The organism is Sulfitobacter sp. SK012 (genome assembly GCF_003352085.1).
Lineage (GTDB): Bacteria > Pseudomonadota > Alphaproteobacteria > Rhodobacterales > Rhodobacteraceae > Sulfitobacter.
In genome coordinates, this window is record NZ_CP025804.1 from 3,117,782 (window position 1) to 3,135,194 (window position 17,413).

Here is a 17,413-nt window from a genome sequence, read left to right on the forward strand (position 1 = left end):
CAGGACCGCACAAAGCCTTGATAGGGCCTGCAATTCAAACTAGCCGTCAGTCGACCTGCGCTGCAGCCATGATCGGTCCTGCATTCGGACTTTGCAGGATCACTACGGCAGGATCATCTCCCGAAACCGGCACTGACATCTCAAATTCGGATTTGCCGTCCCAACTACCGATGATCTGCCAATCATGGGCGATATGGGTGTATGCGATGGACTTCCCGCGGTTTTCGCCGCGCGTGATCTCAGTTGTTTGTTCGGGTGTAATACGCAGCAGATGCACTTCGACCGGGCCGCCGCCATCAACCTTTGACAGGGCATTGATGCGCAGGGTTTCACCATCGCGCACTACATCTAATGCGATCGTCTGAGGCTTTGCTGCGTGCTCCGCAATAGCCTTTGAAAGCGCCATGGGCTTTGCCCCAACGATATCCGTTTGGCCGTTCACTACCATTTCAGGTGTATAGATCGTACGCCGCCCTGCTGTCGTCGCAAAAGCGCGCTGGCGTTCGGCGTGGGCAGGATGACCGAAAGGGTCTTTCCAACCGATGTAGTCCCAATAATCCACATGCAACGCGATGGCGATGACGTCGTCTCGATCCTTGAGCGCGCTCAGGATTTCATCCGCCGGTGGGCAACTGCTGCACCCTTGAGAGGTATAAAGTTCGACCACGACTGGGCGCTGCTCTGCAAAAAGCGGCGTCGTGAGGAATGAAACGAAGGCGGCAGCGGCGATAAAATGGCGGGACATGTGATTCCAGTTGTAGCAATTCAGCTTACCAATGATCTAGCCGCAGTGGTCTGTAATAGCCAATCAAGGTTTCTTGAGACCCAACTTCTAAGGGTTTTTGGCATTTTCGGTACACAATGGTATACAAAACTAACAAAGAGGCCCCGAATGCGGTTGAAAACTCAGCGTTCATGGGGCATTTAGGCTCCAATCTCTGCCTCAACACTTACATGCAAGGGAACATCTTCATGACAATCATCGTCGGTCAAGACACGGCCAAAACGCGCAAAACACTGAGCGCGGGCACACAGTCCATCGCTTATTACTCCATCCCCGCCGCTCAAGAAGCCGGTCTTGGGGATTTCTCGAAACTCCCCGCCGCATTGAAAGTGGTGCTGGAAAACATGCTGCGTTTTGAGGACGGTAAGACCGTCACCGTTGACGACATCAAGGCGTTTGCTGAATGGGGTGCCAAAGGTGGCAAGAACCCTCGCGAGATCGCATACCGCCCTGCCCGCGTGCTGATGCAGGATTTTACCGGCGTACCGGCTGTTGTTGATCTGGCTGCAATGCGCGACGGGCTGGTCGCCTTGGGTGGCGACGCCGAGAAGATTAACCCGCTGAACCCCGTTGATTTGGTTATCGACCACTCGGTGATGATTGACGAATTCGGCAACCCGCGGGCGTTCCAGATGAACGTTGACCGCGAATATGAACGCAACATGGAGCGGTATACTTTCCTTAAATGGGGTCAGAAGGCGTTTAACAACTTCCGCGTTGTGCCCCCCGGCACCGGTATTTGCCATCAGGTGAACCTTGAATACCTCTCGCAAACCGTTTGGACCGACAAGGACCAGCACGGGCATGAGGTTGCTTATCCTGATACGCTTGTCGGCACCGACAGCCACACTACTATGGTCAACGGCATGGCCGTGTTGGGCTGGGGTGTTGGCGGGATTGAGGCCGAAGCCGCGATGCTGGGCCAGCCAATTTCGATGCTGATCCCCGAAGTTGTCGGTTTTGAGCTGACGGGCCGTATGATGGAAGGCACCACCGGGACCGATCTGGTTCTGAAGGTTGTTGAAATGCTGCGCACCAAAGGCGTAGTAAGCAAATTCGTTGAATTCTACGGCGAAGGATTGGACCATCTGCCTTTGGCGGACCGTGCGACAATCGCAAACATGGCACCGGAATATGGCGCGACTTGCGGGTTCTTCCCAATCGATGGCGAGACGCTTCGTTACTTGCGCACAACGGGCCGCGATGAGGACCGGATTGCACTGGTTGAAGCCTATGCCAAAGAAAATGGCATGTGGCGTGATGCGGATTATGCACCGATCTATACCGACACATTGAGCCTTGATATGGGCACCATCGTGCCAGCGATCTCTGGTCCAAAGCGCCCACAAGACTACGTGGCACTGACCGGAGCCAAAGAGGCGTTTGCCTCCGAGATGGCCAACACCTTCAAGCGCCCGATGGGCAAGGAAGTTGTGGTTGAAGGAGAGGATTATACGCTCGAATCCGGCAAGGTTGTCATTGCATCGATCACTTCGTGCACCAATACTTCAAACCCTTACGTCATGATCGGCGCAGGGCTTGTCGCGCGCAAAGCGGCCGCGTTGGGCCTTGACCGAAAACCTTGGGTCAAGACATCACTGGCACCCGGCTCGCAGGTTGTGAGTGCGTATCTTGAGGCTGCGGGTCTGCAGGAAGATTTCGACAAGCTTGGGTTTAACCTTGTCGGTTATGGTTGCACGACATGTATCGGCAACTCCGGACCGCTTCAGCCTGAAATCAGCAGCGCGATTGCCGAAGGCGATCTGGTTGCAACTTCAGTTCTGTCGGGCAACCGCAACTTTGAGGGGCGGATATCGCCTGACGTGCGTGCCAACTATCTGGCGTCACCCCCGCTGGTGGTCGCGTATGCCTTGGCTGGTACGATGGATATCAATCTGGCCACAGACCCGATTGCCCAAACACCAGACGGTGAAGATGTGTATCTCAAGGATATCTGGCCCACGACACAAGAAGTCGCTGAGTTGGTTGAGCTGACCGTCACCCGTGAGGCGTTCCAGACCAAATATGCTGACGTCTTTAAGGGCGACGAAAAATGGCAAGGCGTCGAAATCACTGACAGCCAAACCTACGACTGGCCACCGACGTCTACCTATGTTCAAAACCCACCCTATTTCCAAGGCATGTCGCCTGAGCCGGGTGTGATTTCGAATATCGAAGATGCAAAGGTGCTCGCTCTTTTGGGTGACATGATCACGACTGACCACATCTCGCCTGCGGGATCTTTCAAGGAAAGTACCCCTGCGGGGCAGTACCTTGTTGAGCGTCAAGTGCCCGTGCGGGAGTTCAACTCTTACGGCTCGCGTCGTGGCAACCACGAGGTCATGATGCGCGGTACATTCGCCAACATCCGCATCAAAAACGAGATGTTGGATGGGGTTGAGGGCGGCTATACTAACGGTCCGAATGGCGGGCAAACGTCGATCTTTGACGCGGCCATGGCGTACCAAGAAGCCGGCACACCGCTGGTGATCTTTGGTGGCGAACAGTACGGTGCCGGGTCTTCGCGCGACTGGGCGGCCAAAGGCACAGCACTTTTGGGCGTCAAGGCAGTGATCGCCGAAAGCTTTGAGCGCATTCACCGTTCCAACCTCGTCGGCATGGGCGTGATCCCGTTTGAGTTCACCAACGGCGACACCCGCAAGTCGCTGGGCCTGACAGGCGAAGAAACTGTCTCTATCTCTGGGCTCGACACGATCAAGCCCTTGGAAGAAGTGCCTTGCACGATCACGATGGCGGATGGCGCGGTCAAGGAGATCACCTTGAAGTGCCGCATCGATACCGCAATCGAGATCGAGTACATCGAACACGGCGGTGTGCTGCATTACGTGCTGCGCGATCTGGCCAAAGACAGCGCCATCGCCGCGGAATAAACGCTATCTGCATGACTTCAAAGCCCCTCGTTGCGCATTGCGGCGGGGGGCTTTTTCGTTAGGCTGACCGGAGTTTTCCTTTTGCCGGAGCGCACGTTCATGCCCCTCATTGCCCTGATCACCGGTGCTGCACGCGGCATTGGCCGTGCGATTGCTGCGGATCTGGCCGCCGATCACACGGTCGCCATCACCTATCACAGCACACCCCCGCCAAGTGACACCCCTGCTGCTCTCTCGGTTCAAGCGGACCTGTCTGATCCTGCCAATGCTGAGCGGATCATCGATGCCGTCATCAAAAAATTCGGGCGGCTTGATGTGATCGTCAACAACGCAGGCGTAATCGAAATGGACGACGGTGATGCATCGTTGATCTACGCCGTCAATCTCGGCGCGCCAAAAGCCCTGCTGGATGCTGCTTTGCCGCATCTGACGGCAGGTGCCAGCGTGATCAACATCTCATCTGTGAACGCGACCTTCCCGGCAAAAGGAGCGGCGCTTTATTCTGCCAGCAAGGCCGCTCTTGATACATGGACCCGCGCGATGGCCAAAGAACTTGGACCGCGCGGTATTCGAGTGAACGGTGTTGCCCCAGGCGCAATTGAACGCCGCGAATCCCCGCGCCCTGCAGCGCTGGTTGAGGCATTTGTCGAGATGACAGCGCTTGGCCGAAGTGGGCAACCTGAGGACATCGCAAAGGTTGTGCGTTTTCTCGCATCAGACGGGGCCGCTTGGATCACCGGTGAAACGATCACCGTATCTGGCGGCTATAGGCTTTGACTGCCAGCGGCGGCCGATTACGTCTATCTGTTCTTGCCTGCCAGAAAATTAAACTGCGGCAGGCGCTCTCCGATTGTTCATCGTTCGATCATCCTCACGCTAGTCCGACCTTGAACTAATTCTTTGTTTCGCAATCGTGACGTGGCGGCCCGGTCTTTCCCCTAAAATTTGATCCATTTTGAGGGCATGAACGTACTTGTAACGAGTATTCTTTTTCCCAGAGGGCACGCCATGAAACTTCTGACTGCCATCCAAGCCATTGCCCTGATCTTGCTTGCTGTGATCGGTGCCAGTGACATCGCGAACCCAGCCAAAGCCCAAGTTGTGGACTGCACCGTGTCGGACACCTGCGCGAACTGAAACGTTCCATGTTTGCAGGAAAGCAAGGTTCATCACCATTCCCTCAGTTTGGTGGTGAGCCTGTCTCACACACGTGCTTTCCTGCGGACTTGAAACGTTTCAACACGCTTTTGGCCCCGTGCTTACTGGCCCCGTGCGGCCCGCAGAGCAGGTACAAATCGCTGTTCATAATCACTGCCAATTAACGGCCCCGCATAGCGAAACAAAACCGTCCCATCCCCACTAAGGATGAAAGTCTCGGGCGGGGCAGTAACGCCCCAATCGATTGCAGTGCGGCCTCGCGGATCAAAACCAACGCCGATAAAGGGGTTGCCATCATCCGTCAGATATTTGGTCGCCGTGCCTTCAGCATCTTTGAAATTGATCCCAACCACCGGTATCCCGCGCGCCTGCATTTCAAGCAGCTTGGGGTGTTCTGCGCGGCAAGGCGGGCACCAGCTGGCCCAGAAGTTAACAATTGTGACCTGACCTGAGGCAAGCATCTCTGGTGTGGCTGGATCAAACCCCGGTAAGGACTTCTCCGGCACGCCTGGGCTTTGCTGACCGATCAAAGTTGACGGCAGCGCATCGGGATCGTCGCGATACATGCCCACGGCGGCCAAGGCCACAAACCCTGCAAAAATCAACGGTGGAGCAATCATTAGGGGGTTAAGCTTTGGCATGACGTTTTGCCTCCGTCTCAATTTGCGCAAGAGCCGCACGTGCACGGCGGCCCCGGATGAGCGTGATGGCCAGAAAACCTGCCAACAAGAGCAGCGACACTGCATAGGCAGACACCACTTCGGTCGCGTATTTTCCCAACTCCGGCATCACACACCATACTCCTGACGGGCCAGCAACGCGCGCGCGCGGCGCAGGCGAATTTCGGTTCCCGTGCGGTACAGCACGAGGGCCACAAACAACAACCCGAACCCAACCATGCTGAGTGCCAGAGGATAGAAGAACACATCCGCCACGGTGCGCCCGCCCGTCGCGATCGGCACCGAGGTGCCTTGGTGCAGCCCTTGGTTCCAGAATTTCACCGCATAGCGTGACAATACTGCAAACACCGAGCCGACAAGGCAAAGAACGGATGTCAAATCTGCCGCAGTGTCAGGGTCTTCGACTGCCTCCCACAGGGCAATGTAGCCAAGGTAGAACAGGAATAAGATCAAGAACGAGGTCAGGCGTGGATCCCATTCCCACCATGTCCCCCACATTGGCTGCCCCCAGATTGCGCCCGTTATGAGCGCTATCACTGTCATGACAATGCCCACAGGTGCTGCGGCCTTGGCGGCCAGGGCGCTGACGTGGTGCCGACGAATAAGCCAGATCAGCGAGGCGACCAACATCATGAACCACGCGTTGATAGCCATAAGGGCTGCAGGGACGTGCAAGTAGATGATCTTGACGGTCGAGCCTTGCCGCGCATCCTCAGGCGTGCCGAAGAAACCCCAGATCAGCCCACCGCCCACGCAAAGGGCCGCCAGTGCCCAGAGGGCCGGCTGAATGCGAGCGCTCAGGCTCAGGAACTTGACCGGGTTTGCGTAGCGCCACAGTGACATGAAAGTTATCTAATCCTCTGCTTGCGGGGGCTCAATGGGAAATCACCGTAAGTTCATGCGAAGTGCGGCGGCAGCGGCAAAAGGCAGCAGCGCGGCACAACCAAGACTGACCCCCGCAAGCAGCAAAAGCGGGGTTGTTGGATCCAGAGATAAGGCCGCCCGGCGCGCGGCTTCTGCTCCAAAAATCAGCGTTGGCACGTAGAGCGGCAGCACCAGAAGAGACAACAACAGCCCCCCACGTTTGATACCCACGGTAAGGGCTGCACCAAAAGCGCCGATCATCGACAGCGCAGGCGTTCCCAGAGCCAAGGAGATCACGAGGCCCATGTATCCCGGCGTCGGCATATTAAGGAGCACGCCAAGAAGCGGTGCAACAACAACAAGCGGCAAACCTGTAGTGATCCAATGCGCCAGCGCTTTGATCGCAATCGCGCCTTCAAGCGGCAATGGAGACGTCGCCAAGACATCAAGGCTGCCATCCTCAAAATCCAACGCCAGCAAGCGGTCAAGAGAGAGCAGACAAGCAAGCAGCGCGCCCAGCCACAAGATACCCGGCGCAATACGCGACAACAGTTGCGATTCCGGGCCAACACCGAAAGGAACCAGCACCGTCACAATCAAGAAAAACGCGAGGCCAAGGCCAAAACCACCTCCGGCTCTCAGTCCAAGGCGCAGATCGCGGATCAACAACGCAATCACAAGAACGCCTCGTCGCTGGCACCGGCACGTGTTCCGGGGGTCGCGCGAAATGGCGTGAGGTCCAGCGTCTGCGCATCGATCCCAAGTTCGATATGCGTGGCGATCACCGCCATACCCCCCTGCCCCAAATGGGTTTGAACCGCGCTTGCAAACATCCCTACAGCATCTGTGTCCAATGAAACGGTCGGCTCATCCAACAACCACAAGGGGCGCGCAGCTACCACCATCCGCGCCAATCCTGCACGGCGTTTTTGACCTGCTGAAAGCGTTCCGGCTAGGCGGTCCTTTAGCGCCTCCAGCCCGTAGACCTTGAGCGCAGGCGCAATATCGCGCTGTCCGTAAACCTGCGCCCAAAACGCAAGGTTCTCCGCCACAGTCAGCATCGCTTTGAGACCATCGGCGTGCCCTGCATAGGCGACGCTGTCTTCTGTTCCTGTGATTTGACCCGACAACGCCGGCTGTAACCCCGCGATGGTGCGCAGCAACGTCGTTTTGCCCGCACCGTTTGCGCCGCGCAAAACAAGCGCCTGACCGGGTAAAAGGGTGTAATCAAGCCTGCTCAAAACCGGCAGGCCGCCCCGCGCAACGGCGACATCATCAAGGATCAAAGGTGCGGCGTTCAAACCGGCAGCACGGCCAGCGCAATGCGGCGGCCTTCGCTCAGCAATACGTTGTACGTTCGGCATGCCGCGGGCGAAGACATCGTCTCAACACCAAGGCCCGCTTCATCAATTGCTGTGCGCAAATCATCAGGCAAATGCGCAACCTCGGCGCCGGTGCCCAAAAAGATCACATCAACTTTTCCAGCCAGCCCCAACAAGGTCTCAGCATCCTCTAATCCCGCCCACGTTTGGGTGCCTTGCGGCCCGGCGATCACAGCACCCTGCAAGACTTGCCCGCCAATCCGGAAAAACCCGGGGCCATAGCCATCGACAGGTTTTGCATCGGTAAACACAATCTCGTTCAGGCGCATCGCATCATCCTTTCCACAGCGGTAGGCCCAGAATAGCCGATGTGCCAATCACGACATAGGCCACTGTTCGAAAGAGCCGTTCAGCCTTGGGGTCAAATAGCCGCGCACCAATCATGTTCGCCATAACATTGGGAATGCCGACCAGCAAACCAAGGAATGCCATTTTCCAAATCATCAGCCCTGTTGCCCACATCAAGGGAAACAGCAGCATGTCAATTGCCAGCAGATAAAGTAAGAAATTGGCGCGGATCGTAGCGATAGGCAACGTACTGGCCATGTAGAGCATAATGACCGGGGGGCCGGGAATACCTGCGAACCCCGTCATGAAACCACCGACTGCGCCGGTAGCTATGGTCATCGCGTGGGTCAAAGTACCGCGGAACCGCCACCCGGTCAGGAGCAGTGACAGTAGAACCAAAACCATGCTTGAAATCAGCCATCCAAATACAATGGGCGAAACCATATTGAGGCACCACAGGCCAACAGGGAGAGCAATCGCAGCACCGATCATCAACCGGCCAACATCGCGGGGTTCCCCTTCACGCCATGCAGCTGGCAAGTTCGGCAATGGGCCGAGAGTTTCGGCTGCAATCAGGAAAATCACGGCCTCAACCGGGGAAAGGACCGAGCTGGCGACAGGCATGATGATCATGGCTGAACCAAAACCCACGAACCCGCGCACAAGCCCTGCAACCACTACAGCAAGTACCAGCCAACTCAGCCCTTCGGTCGCGAAGGCCTGGGCCAGCAGGTCAGGCATCGATGTTTGCGTATTGGTTTCCAGCGTTGGCGTCCGGCTTGGACCAATCGCGCTTTACGCCGAGCCACAGAACTACGGTTTTCGCCACATAGACCGAGGAATAAGTACCAACGACAACACCCCAGGTGATCGCAAAGACAAAGCCCCGGATCACGTCACCACCCAATACCAGAAGGGCGATCAGCGCCAAAAGTGTCGTACCAGATGTCATCAACGTCCGGCTAAGCGTTTCGTTCACACTGATGTTCATCACTTCGACCAAAGGCCGTTGTTTGTATTTCCGCAGGTTTTCTCGAAGGCGGTCAAAGATCACCACAGTATCGTTGATCGAATAGCCAATGATGGTCAGGATCGCCGCAATCACTGTCAGGTCAAAACGGATCTGTAGAACCGCAAAAACCCCGATCGTCAGAATGACGTCATGAAAAAGAGCAGCGACAGCCCCAACAGAGAACTGCCATTCAAACCGTAGCCAAATATAGATCAAAATCGCGCCCAAAGACGCGGCCACGGCGATGACAGCGGTTTGGATCAACTCGCCGGATACTTTTGGGCCGACGGATTCGACAGATGTGAACTTGATCTCAGGTGCGACGGAGCGTAGCGCGGTTTCCAGCTTCTCGATGGTTTCTGGCGACGCGGCTTCTTCCCCGTCCTGCGCCTGAATACGGATCATCGCGACGTGCTCTTCTGAGGAGGAAGTGAGGTCAAAAACCTCTGATATCGTAATATCACCTAAGCCCAGCGGCTCAAGCGCGCCACGGTAGCTGGCCACATCGACCGCCTGTGTGCTTTCGGTGCGCAGCGTTGTGCCGCCGCGAAAGTCGATGCCGAAATTCAGACCAAACGTTGCCCAGGCCACCAAAGATAACACCATGGCAATGCACGATATCCCAAAGGTCAGCTTTGAGTGGCGAAAGAAATCGATATTCGTCTCGTTGGGAACCAATCTTAAGCGCATATCAGACCTCGATTGTTTTCGGGCGGCGGCGTTCGAACCAGATAACGACCATCAACCGGGTTACGAAATAGGCGGTGAATACCGATGTCAGGATGCCAAGCCCCAATGTGATTGCAAAACCACGCACCGGGCCGGAACCCAGCATGAAGAGGATCACAGCAATGATGAACGTAGTGACGTTGGCGTCCAAAATTGCGCTAAGCGCCTTTTCATAGCCCAGCGAAATCGCACGGGCCGGTCCTTTGGCGCTTTTGAGTTCCTCGCGGATACGCTCAAAAATCAGCACGTTGGCATCAACGGCCATACCAACAGTCAAAACAATGCCTGCGATGCCCGGTAGCGTCAGCGTAGCCCCGATCAAACTCAGCAGACCAAAGATCAACGCAATGTTCACGATCAATGCAATGTCGGCGAAAAACCCAAACAACCCGTAGGTCGCGAACATAAAAAACAGCACCGCCGCAAAAGCGACCAGCGTGGCGATTTTACCAGCATCAATGCTGTCTTGACCCAGCTCTGGACCAATTGTGCGTTCCTCGACAAAGACCAACTCCGCAGGAAGGGCCCCTGCCCGCAGCAAAACGGCGAGCGTTGTGGATTCCTCAACCGTGAAGTTACCGGTGATAATGCCCGAACCGCCTGGGATGTGACTTTGAATGGTCGGAGCGCTCACAACTTCATCATCAAGCACGATGGCAAACGGCGCGCCGATATTTTCAGCTGTGTAGTCGCCAAATTTACGCGCCCCGGATGTGTTAAACCGGAAATTCACTGCTGGTGCGCCATTTTGGTCAAAGGCAGGTTGCGCATCAACGAGTTCTTCGCCTGAAACAACAGCCGCGCTTTCGATGACGTAATAAAGGCCCTCTTCGTTGAGCGAGGGCACCAGCGCGTTGCCGATACCGGGGGCTTCGCTGGCATCGGTTGTGCGCCGAACGACCGGGCTGAATGTCAGCTGTGCGGTTGTTCCGATAATTTGCTTAAGCTCAGACGCCGACCCGATGCCGGGTACTTGGATCAAGATGCGGTCTGTTCCCTGGCGCTGGATCGTAGGCTCGCGGGTGCCGACTTCATCGATGCGGCGGCGAATAATCTCCAGCGACTGCTGCATTGTACGCTCATCAGTCGCGGATTTCTCTGCGTCCGAGAAATTCACAGTAATGATGCCGCTATCGCCCGATACGTCGATGTCGTTCGACCCGACGCCTGTCAGGGATACAACTGGCGTTGCCAGCCCGCGCACAATTTGCAAGGCGTCTGCCATCTTGTCGGCGTCAGTCAAGCGCACACGCAATTCACCATCAGGGCTTTGCTGGCGGCGCACAGGGGTCAAACCACGCAAGGAGTCGCGTACCTCTGGCCACATCGCTTCCATACGGGTCGCGTAAACATCCGCCAGCTCAACCTCAGCCAACAGATGCGCTCCGCCGCGCAAATCTAGGCCCAGATTAACCAACCCGGACGGCAAAAACTCAGGCCACAGCGCCTTTTGCGCTTCCAATTCCGGCGTAGAGCCCGCCACCTCAATCGTTTTGAGTGCATCGTTGTGCTGCTCTACGGGGCCGTAGAATGCGTTCGGTAAGGCAAGGAAAATACCTACCGCACAGGTGAGTAAAATCAGCACCCGTTTCCACAGATCAATCTGAAGCATGTCGCCGCCTTTTCAGTGGGCTAAGGGCCGGATTACTTGGCCGGTTCGGTCTTTGACATCACAGTTGCGATCGTCGATTGGATCACGCGAATTTTAACGCCATCGGCAATCTCAACTTCAAGTTCGCCATCGTCTTTGACCTTAACGACTTTGCCGATGACACCGCCTTGGGTCACGACTTGATCACCACGGCGCAGTGCCTTGACCATCGCTTGGTGGCTCTTGAGCTTCTTCTGCTGTGGACGGATGAGCAGAAAGTACATGATCCCGAAAATCAGGATCAGAGGCACGAATTGTTGGATGCCTTGCATGCGGAATATCCTTTTGGTGTTGGACTGCGAACGCGTTTTTACGCCCCGCGAATTGCGGCAGAACCTATGCGGCAAGTCCGGGGTTTGCAAGGTCACGAATGCGGGGATTTTGGTGTCTAGCTCAAATGGATTTTGCGGCCCTCTTGGCGCGCCGCACAAGACCAGTCACTATTGCGGTGTGGCATGCCTCAGGCCGCTTGTTTTATTGTATCGGAGACATCACATTCTCGTCCATCTCACCCGCCTTTTCTTATGGAGTTTGCTGTGCGCCGGCGTGTCTGCTCCGCTGTCGGCAGAGCCGTTGCCGGCCTTGCCTGAGGCACTGCGCGCGGATTGGGTGGCGATCGGCGCGGTCAATGCGGACGGAACTGAAAGCGTTGCCAATTGCACTGGTGCACTGATTGCAGCGGATGTTGTGCTGACCGCAGCGCATTGTGTGGGCGGTGTATCAGGGTCCAATTCGGCGCGCGCTTTTGTGATCGGCTGGCCGGGCCAGCCCACTCACAAGATTTACCGGTCGCGCCAAATCGAGGTTTACCCACCCTATTCATTCGCAAGCGGCATCTTTCGCTACAGCATCGACATGGCGCTGATTTTTTTAGACCAGAGTGTGCCTAAGGACGTCGCCACACCAATTGCGCTGAGCTCTGCAGACGATCCTAGTGGACCTTTCGCGCTTCTTGGCTACCACCGAATGCAGCCCGGCACGCTGAATGGACGGTTTGATTGCGCCAAGCGCGATACCGCGCAATCGGAGTTTTTGTTGGATTGCCCGGTGGTTGCTGGCAATTCGGGCTCGCCTGTGATGGCTCGGGTTGGGACTGAGTGGCAAATCATCGGCGTGACCACTGCCCGCATCGGACATGAGACCGCGCTGATTGCCCCGATCAATCAATGGGTTCGCGATCAGTTGGCCACGCAGTGAGGTTTGCTCAAATTCTCGACTACACACCGCGCGCAAGATCGGACATAAGCAGCGCCAGAAACCTACCCCTCAGGAGACAGCTCCATGCATGACATTCGCGCCATTCGTGACACCCCACAAGATTTTGACGCGGCCCTCGCGCGGCGTGGGGACGCGCCCTTGTCTGCGGACGTGTTGGCGCTGGACAGCGCACGCCGTGCGAAGATTCAAGCTGCCGAAGGTGCGCAAGCCGATCAGAATACTGCCTCAAAGCAGGTAGGTGCCGCCAAGGCCAAAGGGGATGACGCCGAATTTGAACGCCTGCGCGCGTTGGTTTCGGAGAAAAAGACTGAAGTTGCGCAGATGCAGGCCGAAGCCAAAGAGCTTGATGCACAACTGACCGATATGCTGGCGCGCATTCCAAACTTGCCCGCAAACGATGCGCCAGACGGAGCCGATGAAGACGATAATGTCGAGGTGAGCCGCTGGGGCACATTGCCCGAGTTCGATTTCAAGCCAAAAGAGCATTTCGAAATCGAGGGAGTTACCTCCTCTATGGATTTTGAGACTGCAGCCAAAATCTCTGGCAGCCGGTTTGTTTTGCTGTCGGGGGCCGTTGCACGTGTTCACCGGGCATTGGCTCAGTTCATGATCGATACCCACGTTGATGAAAACGGCCTGACAGAGGTCAATCCTCCGGTTTTGGTGCGAGATGAGGCGATGTACGGCACTGATAAACTGCCGAAATTCGGAGAAGACAGCTACCGCACCGAAGAAGGCATGTGGTTGGTGCCAACCTCTGAAGTGCCGCTGACTTATATTGCTGCGGATGCTGTCATTGAAGAAAGCGAGCTGCCGCGCCGTTATACATCGCACACGCTTTGTTTTCGCTCTGAGGCAGGCAGTGCTGGTCGCGATACGTCCGGCATGTTGCGCCAGCACCAATTTGAGAAAGTCGAAATGGTCAGCGTGACCCTCCCAGCTGAGAGTGATGCCGAGCAAAAGCGGATGCTGCGCTGCGCCGAAAACCTACTGGAGCGGCTCGAAATTCCGTACCGCACCGTAAACCTGTGTACCGGGGACATGGGGTTTGGCGCGCGGCGGACTTTTGACATTGAAGCATGGGTGCCTGGGCAAAACGCCTACCGCGAGATTTCGTCAGTCTCAACCACGGGTGACTTTCAGGCGCGGCGAATGAATGCCCGCTTTAAGCCAGCAGACGGTGGCAAGCCGCAGTTCGTTCACACGCTGAATGGCTCGGGCCTTGCCGTTGGGCGCTGCCTGATTGCGGTGCTGGAAAATGGCCAGCAAGCGGATGGGTCTGTACACCTGCCAAAAGTACTAGAGCCCTATCTGAAGGGCAAGACGACCATCGGTGCGGATGGCGCTTTGCGCTAAAACAGCTCTGGCAACAGTTTGCGCAAGGATTTCGGGCGGTATCCCGGCTGATCCTTGACGCGTTTGCTTACTGTTTCATGCAGTTCAATCGGGTGGCCTGGACCGGGGCGCCATTTGAGCCAATTGCCCGCGACGCGGTAGATGAACGTTGGCCGCTCAAGTATGTCGCGCGCGCCCGGGTCTACCGGACCCGCCGCAACATCAAGGCCAGCCAAACGCGCCCCATCAGCTACCCACTCGCGGGTGACCTCAGACAGCGCGCGGCTGTTGGAAGAGCCCCCAACGATTGAGTGGCTCCCCGTGAACCAGACCTCCTGATACGGGCGCAATGGAGTCCGGTCGCCTTTGTTAAGACCCTCGTTTTCAACGGTTTGATCAATGTTGTCCCAAATGCTGGGCTTGTAAAACACCCGCCGTTCATCCAGCGCGAGCGCGTGGCGCGCGGATTTAACCATGCTGGTCAGCTGGGTGTCATGAAAACTATATTTGCGGTTCCACAGCTTGGCGGCAGGACCAAAGATCGGCGCGGGGATCCCCAGCGACCCAACCGTATCCCAAACGCCCAGATACGCGATTTTGAGGATCTGCATCTGATCTGGTTGGCCTTCAACGGGATGTGACATGCGCCAGTTAAGATCATCTTGCGACGTCGCCATGTGCGGAGACAAGGCACGCCGGTGCCCAAGGATTCTGAGCGCATCGGGGTGGTTGCCCTCCCCCGGCAAACGGTAAAGCGCATAGGCTTGCTCTAGTCGCTCAGGCGTTGGGTTTTCAACGATCCCGCATTTTCGCAGCATGCCGACCAACGACCGCGCTGTGTAGGCCCCGCGTGAAAATCCGAAAATATAGATTTTGTCGCCGGGCTTGTAGCGCTCCGCCAGTGCTTTGTAGGCCGATTTGATATTGTCATTCAGGCCGTGGCCAAAAATACCGCCGCCGAATTTATGCCGCAGATGCGCAGTCCAACTGCCGTCACGCTCTTTTGCGCCCACCCCTAGAATATAGCGTGCGGCCTGCTCATCATTGTTCGCCGCAAGCGCGTGCAAAGCGTGAACATGGGTTGGCGGGTCAGTATTTGGGCTGTTCCACGTCCCATCGCAGAAAATCGCGATTCGGGCCATTGGCGGGCCTCCTTATTGTGCTAAATGAAGATCCTTCAATGCTGTCAGCATACCCGTATTGCGCGAAAAGTAAATTTCTCAGAGGTATTCACGATGTCCCGTTCCACGATTGCTGTTGTCACCCTTGTGTTGACGATCTGTTTCGCCGCTTCTCCCCTGCTGGTGCCGGACTTCGGTGGGTTTGACCCCGAACAATTCCCAGTGCCCCAGAACAACCCGCCAGTGCAGCCTGAGGGCTATGCGTTTGCGATCTGGGGTGTGATCTATCTTTGGCTTATTCTCGGCATGGGGTTCGGGCTTTGGAAACGGCGCGAAGATGGCGGTTGGCATGACATGCGCCCGCCGCTGTGCGTGTCTCTCGCCATGGGTACGACGTGGCTTGCCGTGGCGCTCCTTAGCCCCATTTGGGCCAGCGTGCTGATCTGGCTGATGCTGTTCACCGCACTTTGGGCGTTGTTTCGCAGCCCCACCGACGACCGCTGGTTCGCCGCCCTGCCCCTTGGTCTTTATGCGGGGTGGCTGTCAGCTGCCTCTTGCGTATCTCTTGGGCTTTTGGCCGCTGGCTACGGCTGGGTGGATCAAGACACGGCGGCGGTGGGCGCAGTTTTACTCGCGCTGATCCTCGCCTCTGGTGTGCAATCCACGCTGCGCCGCGCGCCGAGCTACGGCATCGCGGTGATCTGGGCCTTGGTGGCGGTGGTCGTGCAAAATATCGGCGGCAACATGACCGTCGCTGCCCTTGCCGCCGGGGGCGCATTGGCGTTGCTGATCCCGACGTGGAAAGCGCGTTAAGGTTGACGTCTGCTGCTGTTGGTATGTTTGCGCAGCTTTGACGGCGGAGCCTTTTTGCGGCCCTTGTAGGGGTTATCCGCAGATTGACCGCGCATCCACAAGCGGATGGGCGTGCCCGGCATATCAAAGTCGACGCGCAAACCGTTAACAAGATAACGGCTGTAGCTCGCAGGTACCTTGTCTGGGTGGCTACACATCACCACAAAACCAGGCGGCCGTGTCTTGGCTTGGGTCATGTAGCGTAGCTTGATGCGTTTGCCCTGTGGCGCGGGGGGCGGATGCGCCTCCATCATGCCAGCCAGCCAGCGGTTAAGCTGTGCCGTGGTGATCCGGCGGTTCCAGACATCGTAGGCTTGCATGATTGCGGCCTGCAAACGGTCCATGCCCCGGCCCGTTTTGGCCGACACAGTGACCAACGGTGCACCGCGCAATTGAGGTAAGAGACGCTCAAAGCTCTCGCGCAGGTCTTTTAGCTTGCCCTGACGGTCTTCTTCGACGTCCCATTTATTGACGGCGACAACCACGGCGCGGCCTTCGCGCTCGGCGAGGTCCGCGATTCGCAAATCTTGCTGTTCGAATGGGATCTCTGCATCCAGCAGCACAACAACCACTTCGGCAAATTTCACGGCCCGCAGCCCGTCACTGACGCTGAGCTTTTCCAGTTTTTCCTGAACTTTGGCCTTTTTGCGCATGCCTGCGGTATCAAAGATACGCATTGGCACGCCGACGCCGTCCGCGCCTGCCCATAGGGTACGCAGGGAAATCGCGTCGCGGGTGATCCCGGCCTCAGGTCCAGTCAGCAACCGGTCTTCACCCAAGATCTGATTGATCAGCGTGGATTTGCCAGCGTTCGGACGGCCCACAACAGCCACTTGCAGCGGCTTGGCATCTGTCGGCACGGGCACGACATCCAGTTCGTCGCCGTCGGCGTCAGAGACATCAATATCCGTTTCGGGTGTGTCAGTATCTTCGCGCTCGGCAAAGCGGTCAGCGAGCGGCATCAGCACTGTGTACAGATCCGCCATCCCCTCACCATGTTCAGCCGATAGGCGCACAGGATCGCCCAATCCCAGGGAATAGGCTTCGACCACCCCTGCTTCAGCCGCATTACCTTCAGCCTTATTGGCCGCCAGAATCACGTTGGCCGAACGTTTGCGCAAGATGTCAGCAAAGATCAGATCAGTTTGCGTCACGCCAACGCGCGCATCGATCATGAACAGACAAATGTCGGCCATATCCACGGCGCGTTCTGTTAGCCGGCGCATCCGACCCTGCAGGCTGTCGTCGGTGACGTCCTCAAGCCCAGCAGTATCAATTACAGTAAAGCGCAAGTCGGCCAGACGGGCGGCCCCTTCACGCAAATCACGTGTGACGCCGGGCTGGTCATCGACCAGCGCCAGTCGTTTTCCGACAAGACGGTTGAACAGCGTGGATTTGCCCACATTGGGACGGCCCACGATGGCGAGGGTGAAAGACATCAAAACGCT

The 17,413-nt window shown here is 56.9% G+C and carries 19 protein-coding genes; 6 read left to right on the forward strand and 13 right to left on the reverse strand.

The window, feature by feature from the left end; translation table 11 throughout:
* Positions 1 to 46 precede the first annotated feature (46 nt).
* Positions 47 to 745 carry a DUF1223 domain-containing protein gene (locus C1J03_RS15265; protein WP_114887370.1) on the reverse strand — a complete coding sequence of 233 codons (699 nt, stop codon included), beginning with the start codon at positions 743 to 745 and terminating at the stop codon, positions 47 to 49.
* Between the two features lie 227 nt (positions 746 to 972).
* On the opposite strand from C1J03_RS15265, the gene acnA reads away from it, so the two are divergent.
* The 3 genes from acnA to C1J03_RS25980 all read left to right on the forward strand — a co-directional run bounded on the left by acnA (position 973) and on the right by C1J03_RS25980 (position 4,812).
* Positions 973 to 3,675 (forward strand): aconitate hydratase AcnA, encoded by a 2,703-nt coding sequence (gene acnA, locus C1J03_RS15270; RefSeq protein ID WP_114887371.1) that lies wholly within the window; start codon positions 973 to 975, stop codon positions 3,673 to 3,675.
* Positions 3,676 to 3,774: 99 nt separating this feature from the next.
* Positions 3,775 to 4,452: an SDR family NAD(P)-dependent oxidoreductase gene (locus tag C1J03_RS15275; RefSeq protein WP_114887372.1), complete on the forward strand. Its 678-nt coding sequence runs from the start codon at positions 3,775 to 3,777 to the stop codon at positions 4,450 to 4,452.
* Positions 4,453 to 4,683: 231 nt separating this feature from the next.
* The gene (locus tag C1J03_RS25980; RefSeq protein ID WP_302661603.1) at positions 4,684 to 4,812 is read left to right on the forward strand and encodes a hypothetical protein; all 129 of its coding nucleotides are present in this window, start codon (positions 4,684 to 4,686) and stop codon (positions 4,810 to 4,812) included.
* 122 nt (positions 4,813 to 4,934) lie between these two features.
* Here the strand turns inward: C1J03_RS25980 and C1J03_RS15280 are convergent, their stop codons facing one another.
* The 10 genes from C1J03_RS15280 to yajC are packed head-to-tail and all read right to left on the reverse strand — an operon-like array spanning position 4,935 to position 11,711.
* Complete coding sequence (locus C1J03_RS15280; RefSeq protein ID WP_114887373.1) at positions 4,935 to 5,474, reverse strand: DsbE family thiol:disulfide interchange protein; 540 nt, start codon at positions 5,472 to 5,474, stop codon at positions 4,935 to 4,937.
* Positions 5,461 to 5,622, reverse strand: a complete 162-nt coding sequence (gene ccmD / locus C1J03_RS15285) for a heme exporter protein CcmD (protein ID WP_114887374.1) — start codon at positions 5,620 to 5,622, stop codon at positions 5,461 to 5,463. Before ccmD ends, C1J03_RS15280 begins: the two co-directional genes overlap by 14 nt.
* Positions 5,622 to 6,356, reverse strand: coding sequence for a heme ABC transporter permease (locus tag C1J03_RS15290; RefSeq protein ID WP_114887375.1), 735 nt, complete (start codon positions 6,354 to 6,356; stop codon positions 5,622 to 5,624). Before C1J03_RS15290 ends, ccmD begins: the two co-directional genes overlap by 1 nt.
* Positions 6,357 to 6,398: 42 nt before the next feature.
* Positions 6,399 to 7,055 carry a heme exporter protein CcmB gene (gene ccmB, locus C1J03_RS15295; protein WP_114887376.1) on the reverse strand — a complete coding sequence of 219 codons (657 nt, stop codon included), beginning with the start codon at positions 7,053 to 7,055 and terminating at the stop codon, positions 6,399 to 6,401.
* A complete protein-coding gene (gene ccmA, locus C1J03_RS15300) occupies positions 7,052 to 7,663 on the reverse strand; it encodes a heme ABC exporter ATP-binding protein CcmA (protein WP_441351143.1) in 612 nt (203 codons plus the stop codon). The genes ccmB and ccmA overlap by 4 nt, the downstream gene beginning before the upstream one ends.
* An 11-nt stretch (positions 7,664 to 7,674) precedes the next feature.
* Positions 7,675 to 8,028, reverse strand: a complete 354-nt coding sequence (locus C1J03_RS15305; RefSeq protein WP_114887378.1) for an Mth938-like domain-containing protein — start codon at positions 8,026 to 8,028, stop codon at positions 7,675 to 7,677.
* Positions 8,029 to 8,032: 4 nt separating this feature from the next.
* Complete coding sequence (locus C1J03_RS15310; protein ID WP_114887379.1) at positions 8,033 to 8,788, reverse strand: sulfite exporter TauE/SafE family protein; 756 nt, start codon at positions 8,786 to 8,788, stop codon at positions 8,033 to 8,035.
* The gene (gene secF / locus C1J03_RS15315; protein ID WP_114887380.1) at positions 8,781 to 9,749 is read right to left on the reverse strand and encodes a protein translocase subunit SecF; all 969 of its coding nucleotides are present in this window, start codon (positions 9,747 to 9,749) and stop codon (positions 8,781 to 8,783) included. The genes C1J03_RS15310 and secF overlap by 8 nt, the downstream gene beginning before the upstream one ends.
* Position 9,750: 1 nt before the next feature.
* Entirely contained in the window at positions 9,751 to 11,400 is a 1,650-nt protein-coding gene (gene secD, locus C1J03_RS15320; protein ID WP_114887381.1) for a protein translocase subunit SecD, read from the reverse strand.
* A gap of 32 nt (positions 11,401 to 11,432) precedes the next feature.
* Positions 11,433 to 11,711 (reverse strand): preprotein translocase subunit YajC, encoded by a 279-nt coding sequence (gene yajC, locus C1J03_RS15325; RefSeq protein WP_114887382.1) that lies wholly within the window; start codon positions 11,709 to 11,711, stop codon positions 11,433 to 11,435.
* Between the two features lie 274 nt (positions 11,712 to 11,985).
* Here yajC and C1J03_RS15330 point away from each other — a divergent pair, with 274 nt between their 5' ends.
* Together C1J03_RS15330 and serS are read left to right on the forward strand one after the other, a co-directional pair.
* Positions 11,986 to 12,636, forward strand: coding sequence for a trypsin-like serine peptidase (locus C1J03_RS15330; protein ID WP_162798553.1), 651 nt, complete (start codon positions 11,986 to 11,988; stop codon positions 12,634 to 12,636).
* 84 nt (positions 12,637 to 12,720) lie between these two features.
* The gene (gene serS, locus C1J03_RS15335; RefSeq protein WP_114887384.1) at positions 12,721 to 14,013 is read left to right on the forward strand and encodes a serine--tRNA ligase; all 1,293 of its coding nucleotides are present in this window, start codon (positions 12,721 to 12,723) and stop codon (positions 14,011 to 14,013) included.
* On the opposite strand, the gene C1J03_RS15340 is transcribed toward serS, so the two are convergent.
* On the reverse strand, positions 14,010 to 15,134 hold the full coding sequence (locus C1J03_RS15340) for a DUF2235 domain-containing protein (protein WP_114887385.1): 1,125 nt from the start codon (positions 15,132 to 15,134) through the stop codon (positions 14,010 to 14,012). The two genes, serS and C1J03_RS15340, sit on opposite strands and share 4 nt — an antisense overlap.
* A gap of 93 nt (positions 15,135 to 15,227) precedes the next feature.
* On the opposite strand from C1J03_RS15340, the gene C1J03_RS15345 reads away from it, so the two are divergent.
* Entirely contained in the window at positions 15,228 to 15,926 is a 699-nt protein-coding gene (locus C1J03_RS15345; RefSeq protein WP_114887386.1) for a tryptophan-rich sensory protein, read from the forward strand.
* On the opposite strand, the gene der is transcribed toward C1J03_RS15345, so the two are convergent.
* Complete coding sequence (gene der, locus C1J03_RS15350; protein ID WP_114887387.1) at positions 15,923 to 17,404, reverse strand: ribosome biogenesis GTPase Der; 1,482 nt, start codon at positions 17,402 to 17,404, stop codon at positions 15,923 to 15,925. The two genes, C1J03_RS15345 and der, sit on opposite strands and share 4 nt — an antisense overlap.
* Between the last annotated feature and the right edge of the window lie 9 nt (positions 17,405 to 17,413).

Coding starts and splice junctions, on each gene's coding strand:
- yajC (WP_114887382.1), bottom strand. CDS start 11,711: ATGCAAGGCATCCAACAATTCGTGCCTCTGATCCTGATTTTCGGGATC.
- C1J03_RS15345 (WP_114887386.1), top strand. CDS start 15,228: ATGTCCCGTTCCACGATTGCTGTTGTCACCCTTGTGTTGACGATCTGT.
- C1J03_RS25980 (WP_302661603.1), top strand. CDS start 4,684: ATGAAACTTCTGACTGCCATCCAAGCCATTGCCCTGATCTTGCTTGCT.
- C1J03_RS15265 (WP_114887370.1), bottom strand. CDS start 745: ATGTCCCGCCATTTTATCGCCGCTGCCGCCTTCGTTTCATTCCTCACG.
- der (WP_114887387.1), bottom strand. CDS start 17,404: ATGTCTTTCACCCTCGCCATCGTGGGCCGTCCCAATGTGGGCAAATCC.
- C1J03_RS15310 (WP_114887379.1), bottom strand. CDS start 8,788: ATGCCTGACCTGCTGGCCCAGGCCTTCGCGACCGAAGGGCTGAGTTGG.
- secD (WP_114887381.1), bottom strand. CDS start 11,400: ATGCTTCAGATTGATCTGTGGAAACGGGTGCTGATTTTACTCACCTGT.
- ccmD (WP_114887374.1), bottom strand. CDS start 5,622: ATGCCGGAGTTGGGAAAATACGCGACCGAAGTGGTGTCTGCCTATGCA.
- C1J03_RS15340 (WP_114887385.1), bottom strand. CDS start 15,134: ATGGCCCGAATCGCGATTTTCTGCGATGGGACGTGGAACAGCCCAAAT.
- acnA (WP_114887371.1), top strand. CDS start 973: ATGACAATCATCGTCGGTCAAGACACGGCCAAAACGCGCAAAACACTG.
- secF (WP_114887380.1), bottom strand. CDS start 9,749: ATGCGCTTAAGATTGGTTCCCAACGAGACGAATATCGATTTCTTTCGC.
- C1J03_RS15290 (WP_114887375.1), bottom strand. CDS start 6,356: ATGTCACTGTGGCGCTACGCAAACCCGGTCAAGTTCCTGAGCCTGAGC.
- serS (WP_114887384.1), top strand. CDS start 12,721: ATGCATGACATTCGCGCCATTCGTGACACCCCACAAGATTTTGACGCG.
- C1J03_RS15280 (WP_114887373.1), bottom strand. CDS start 5,474: ATGCCAAAGCTTAACCCCCTAATGATTGCTCCACCGTTGATTTTTGCA.
- C1J03_RS15305 (WP_114887378.1), bottom strand. CDS start 8,028: ATGCGCCTGAACGAGATTGTGTTTACCGATGCAAAACCTGTCGATGGC.
- C1J03_RS15275 (WP_114887372.1), top strand. CDS start 3,775: ATGCCCCTCATTGCCCTGATCACCGGTGCTGCACGCGGCATTGGCCGT.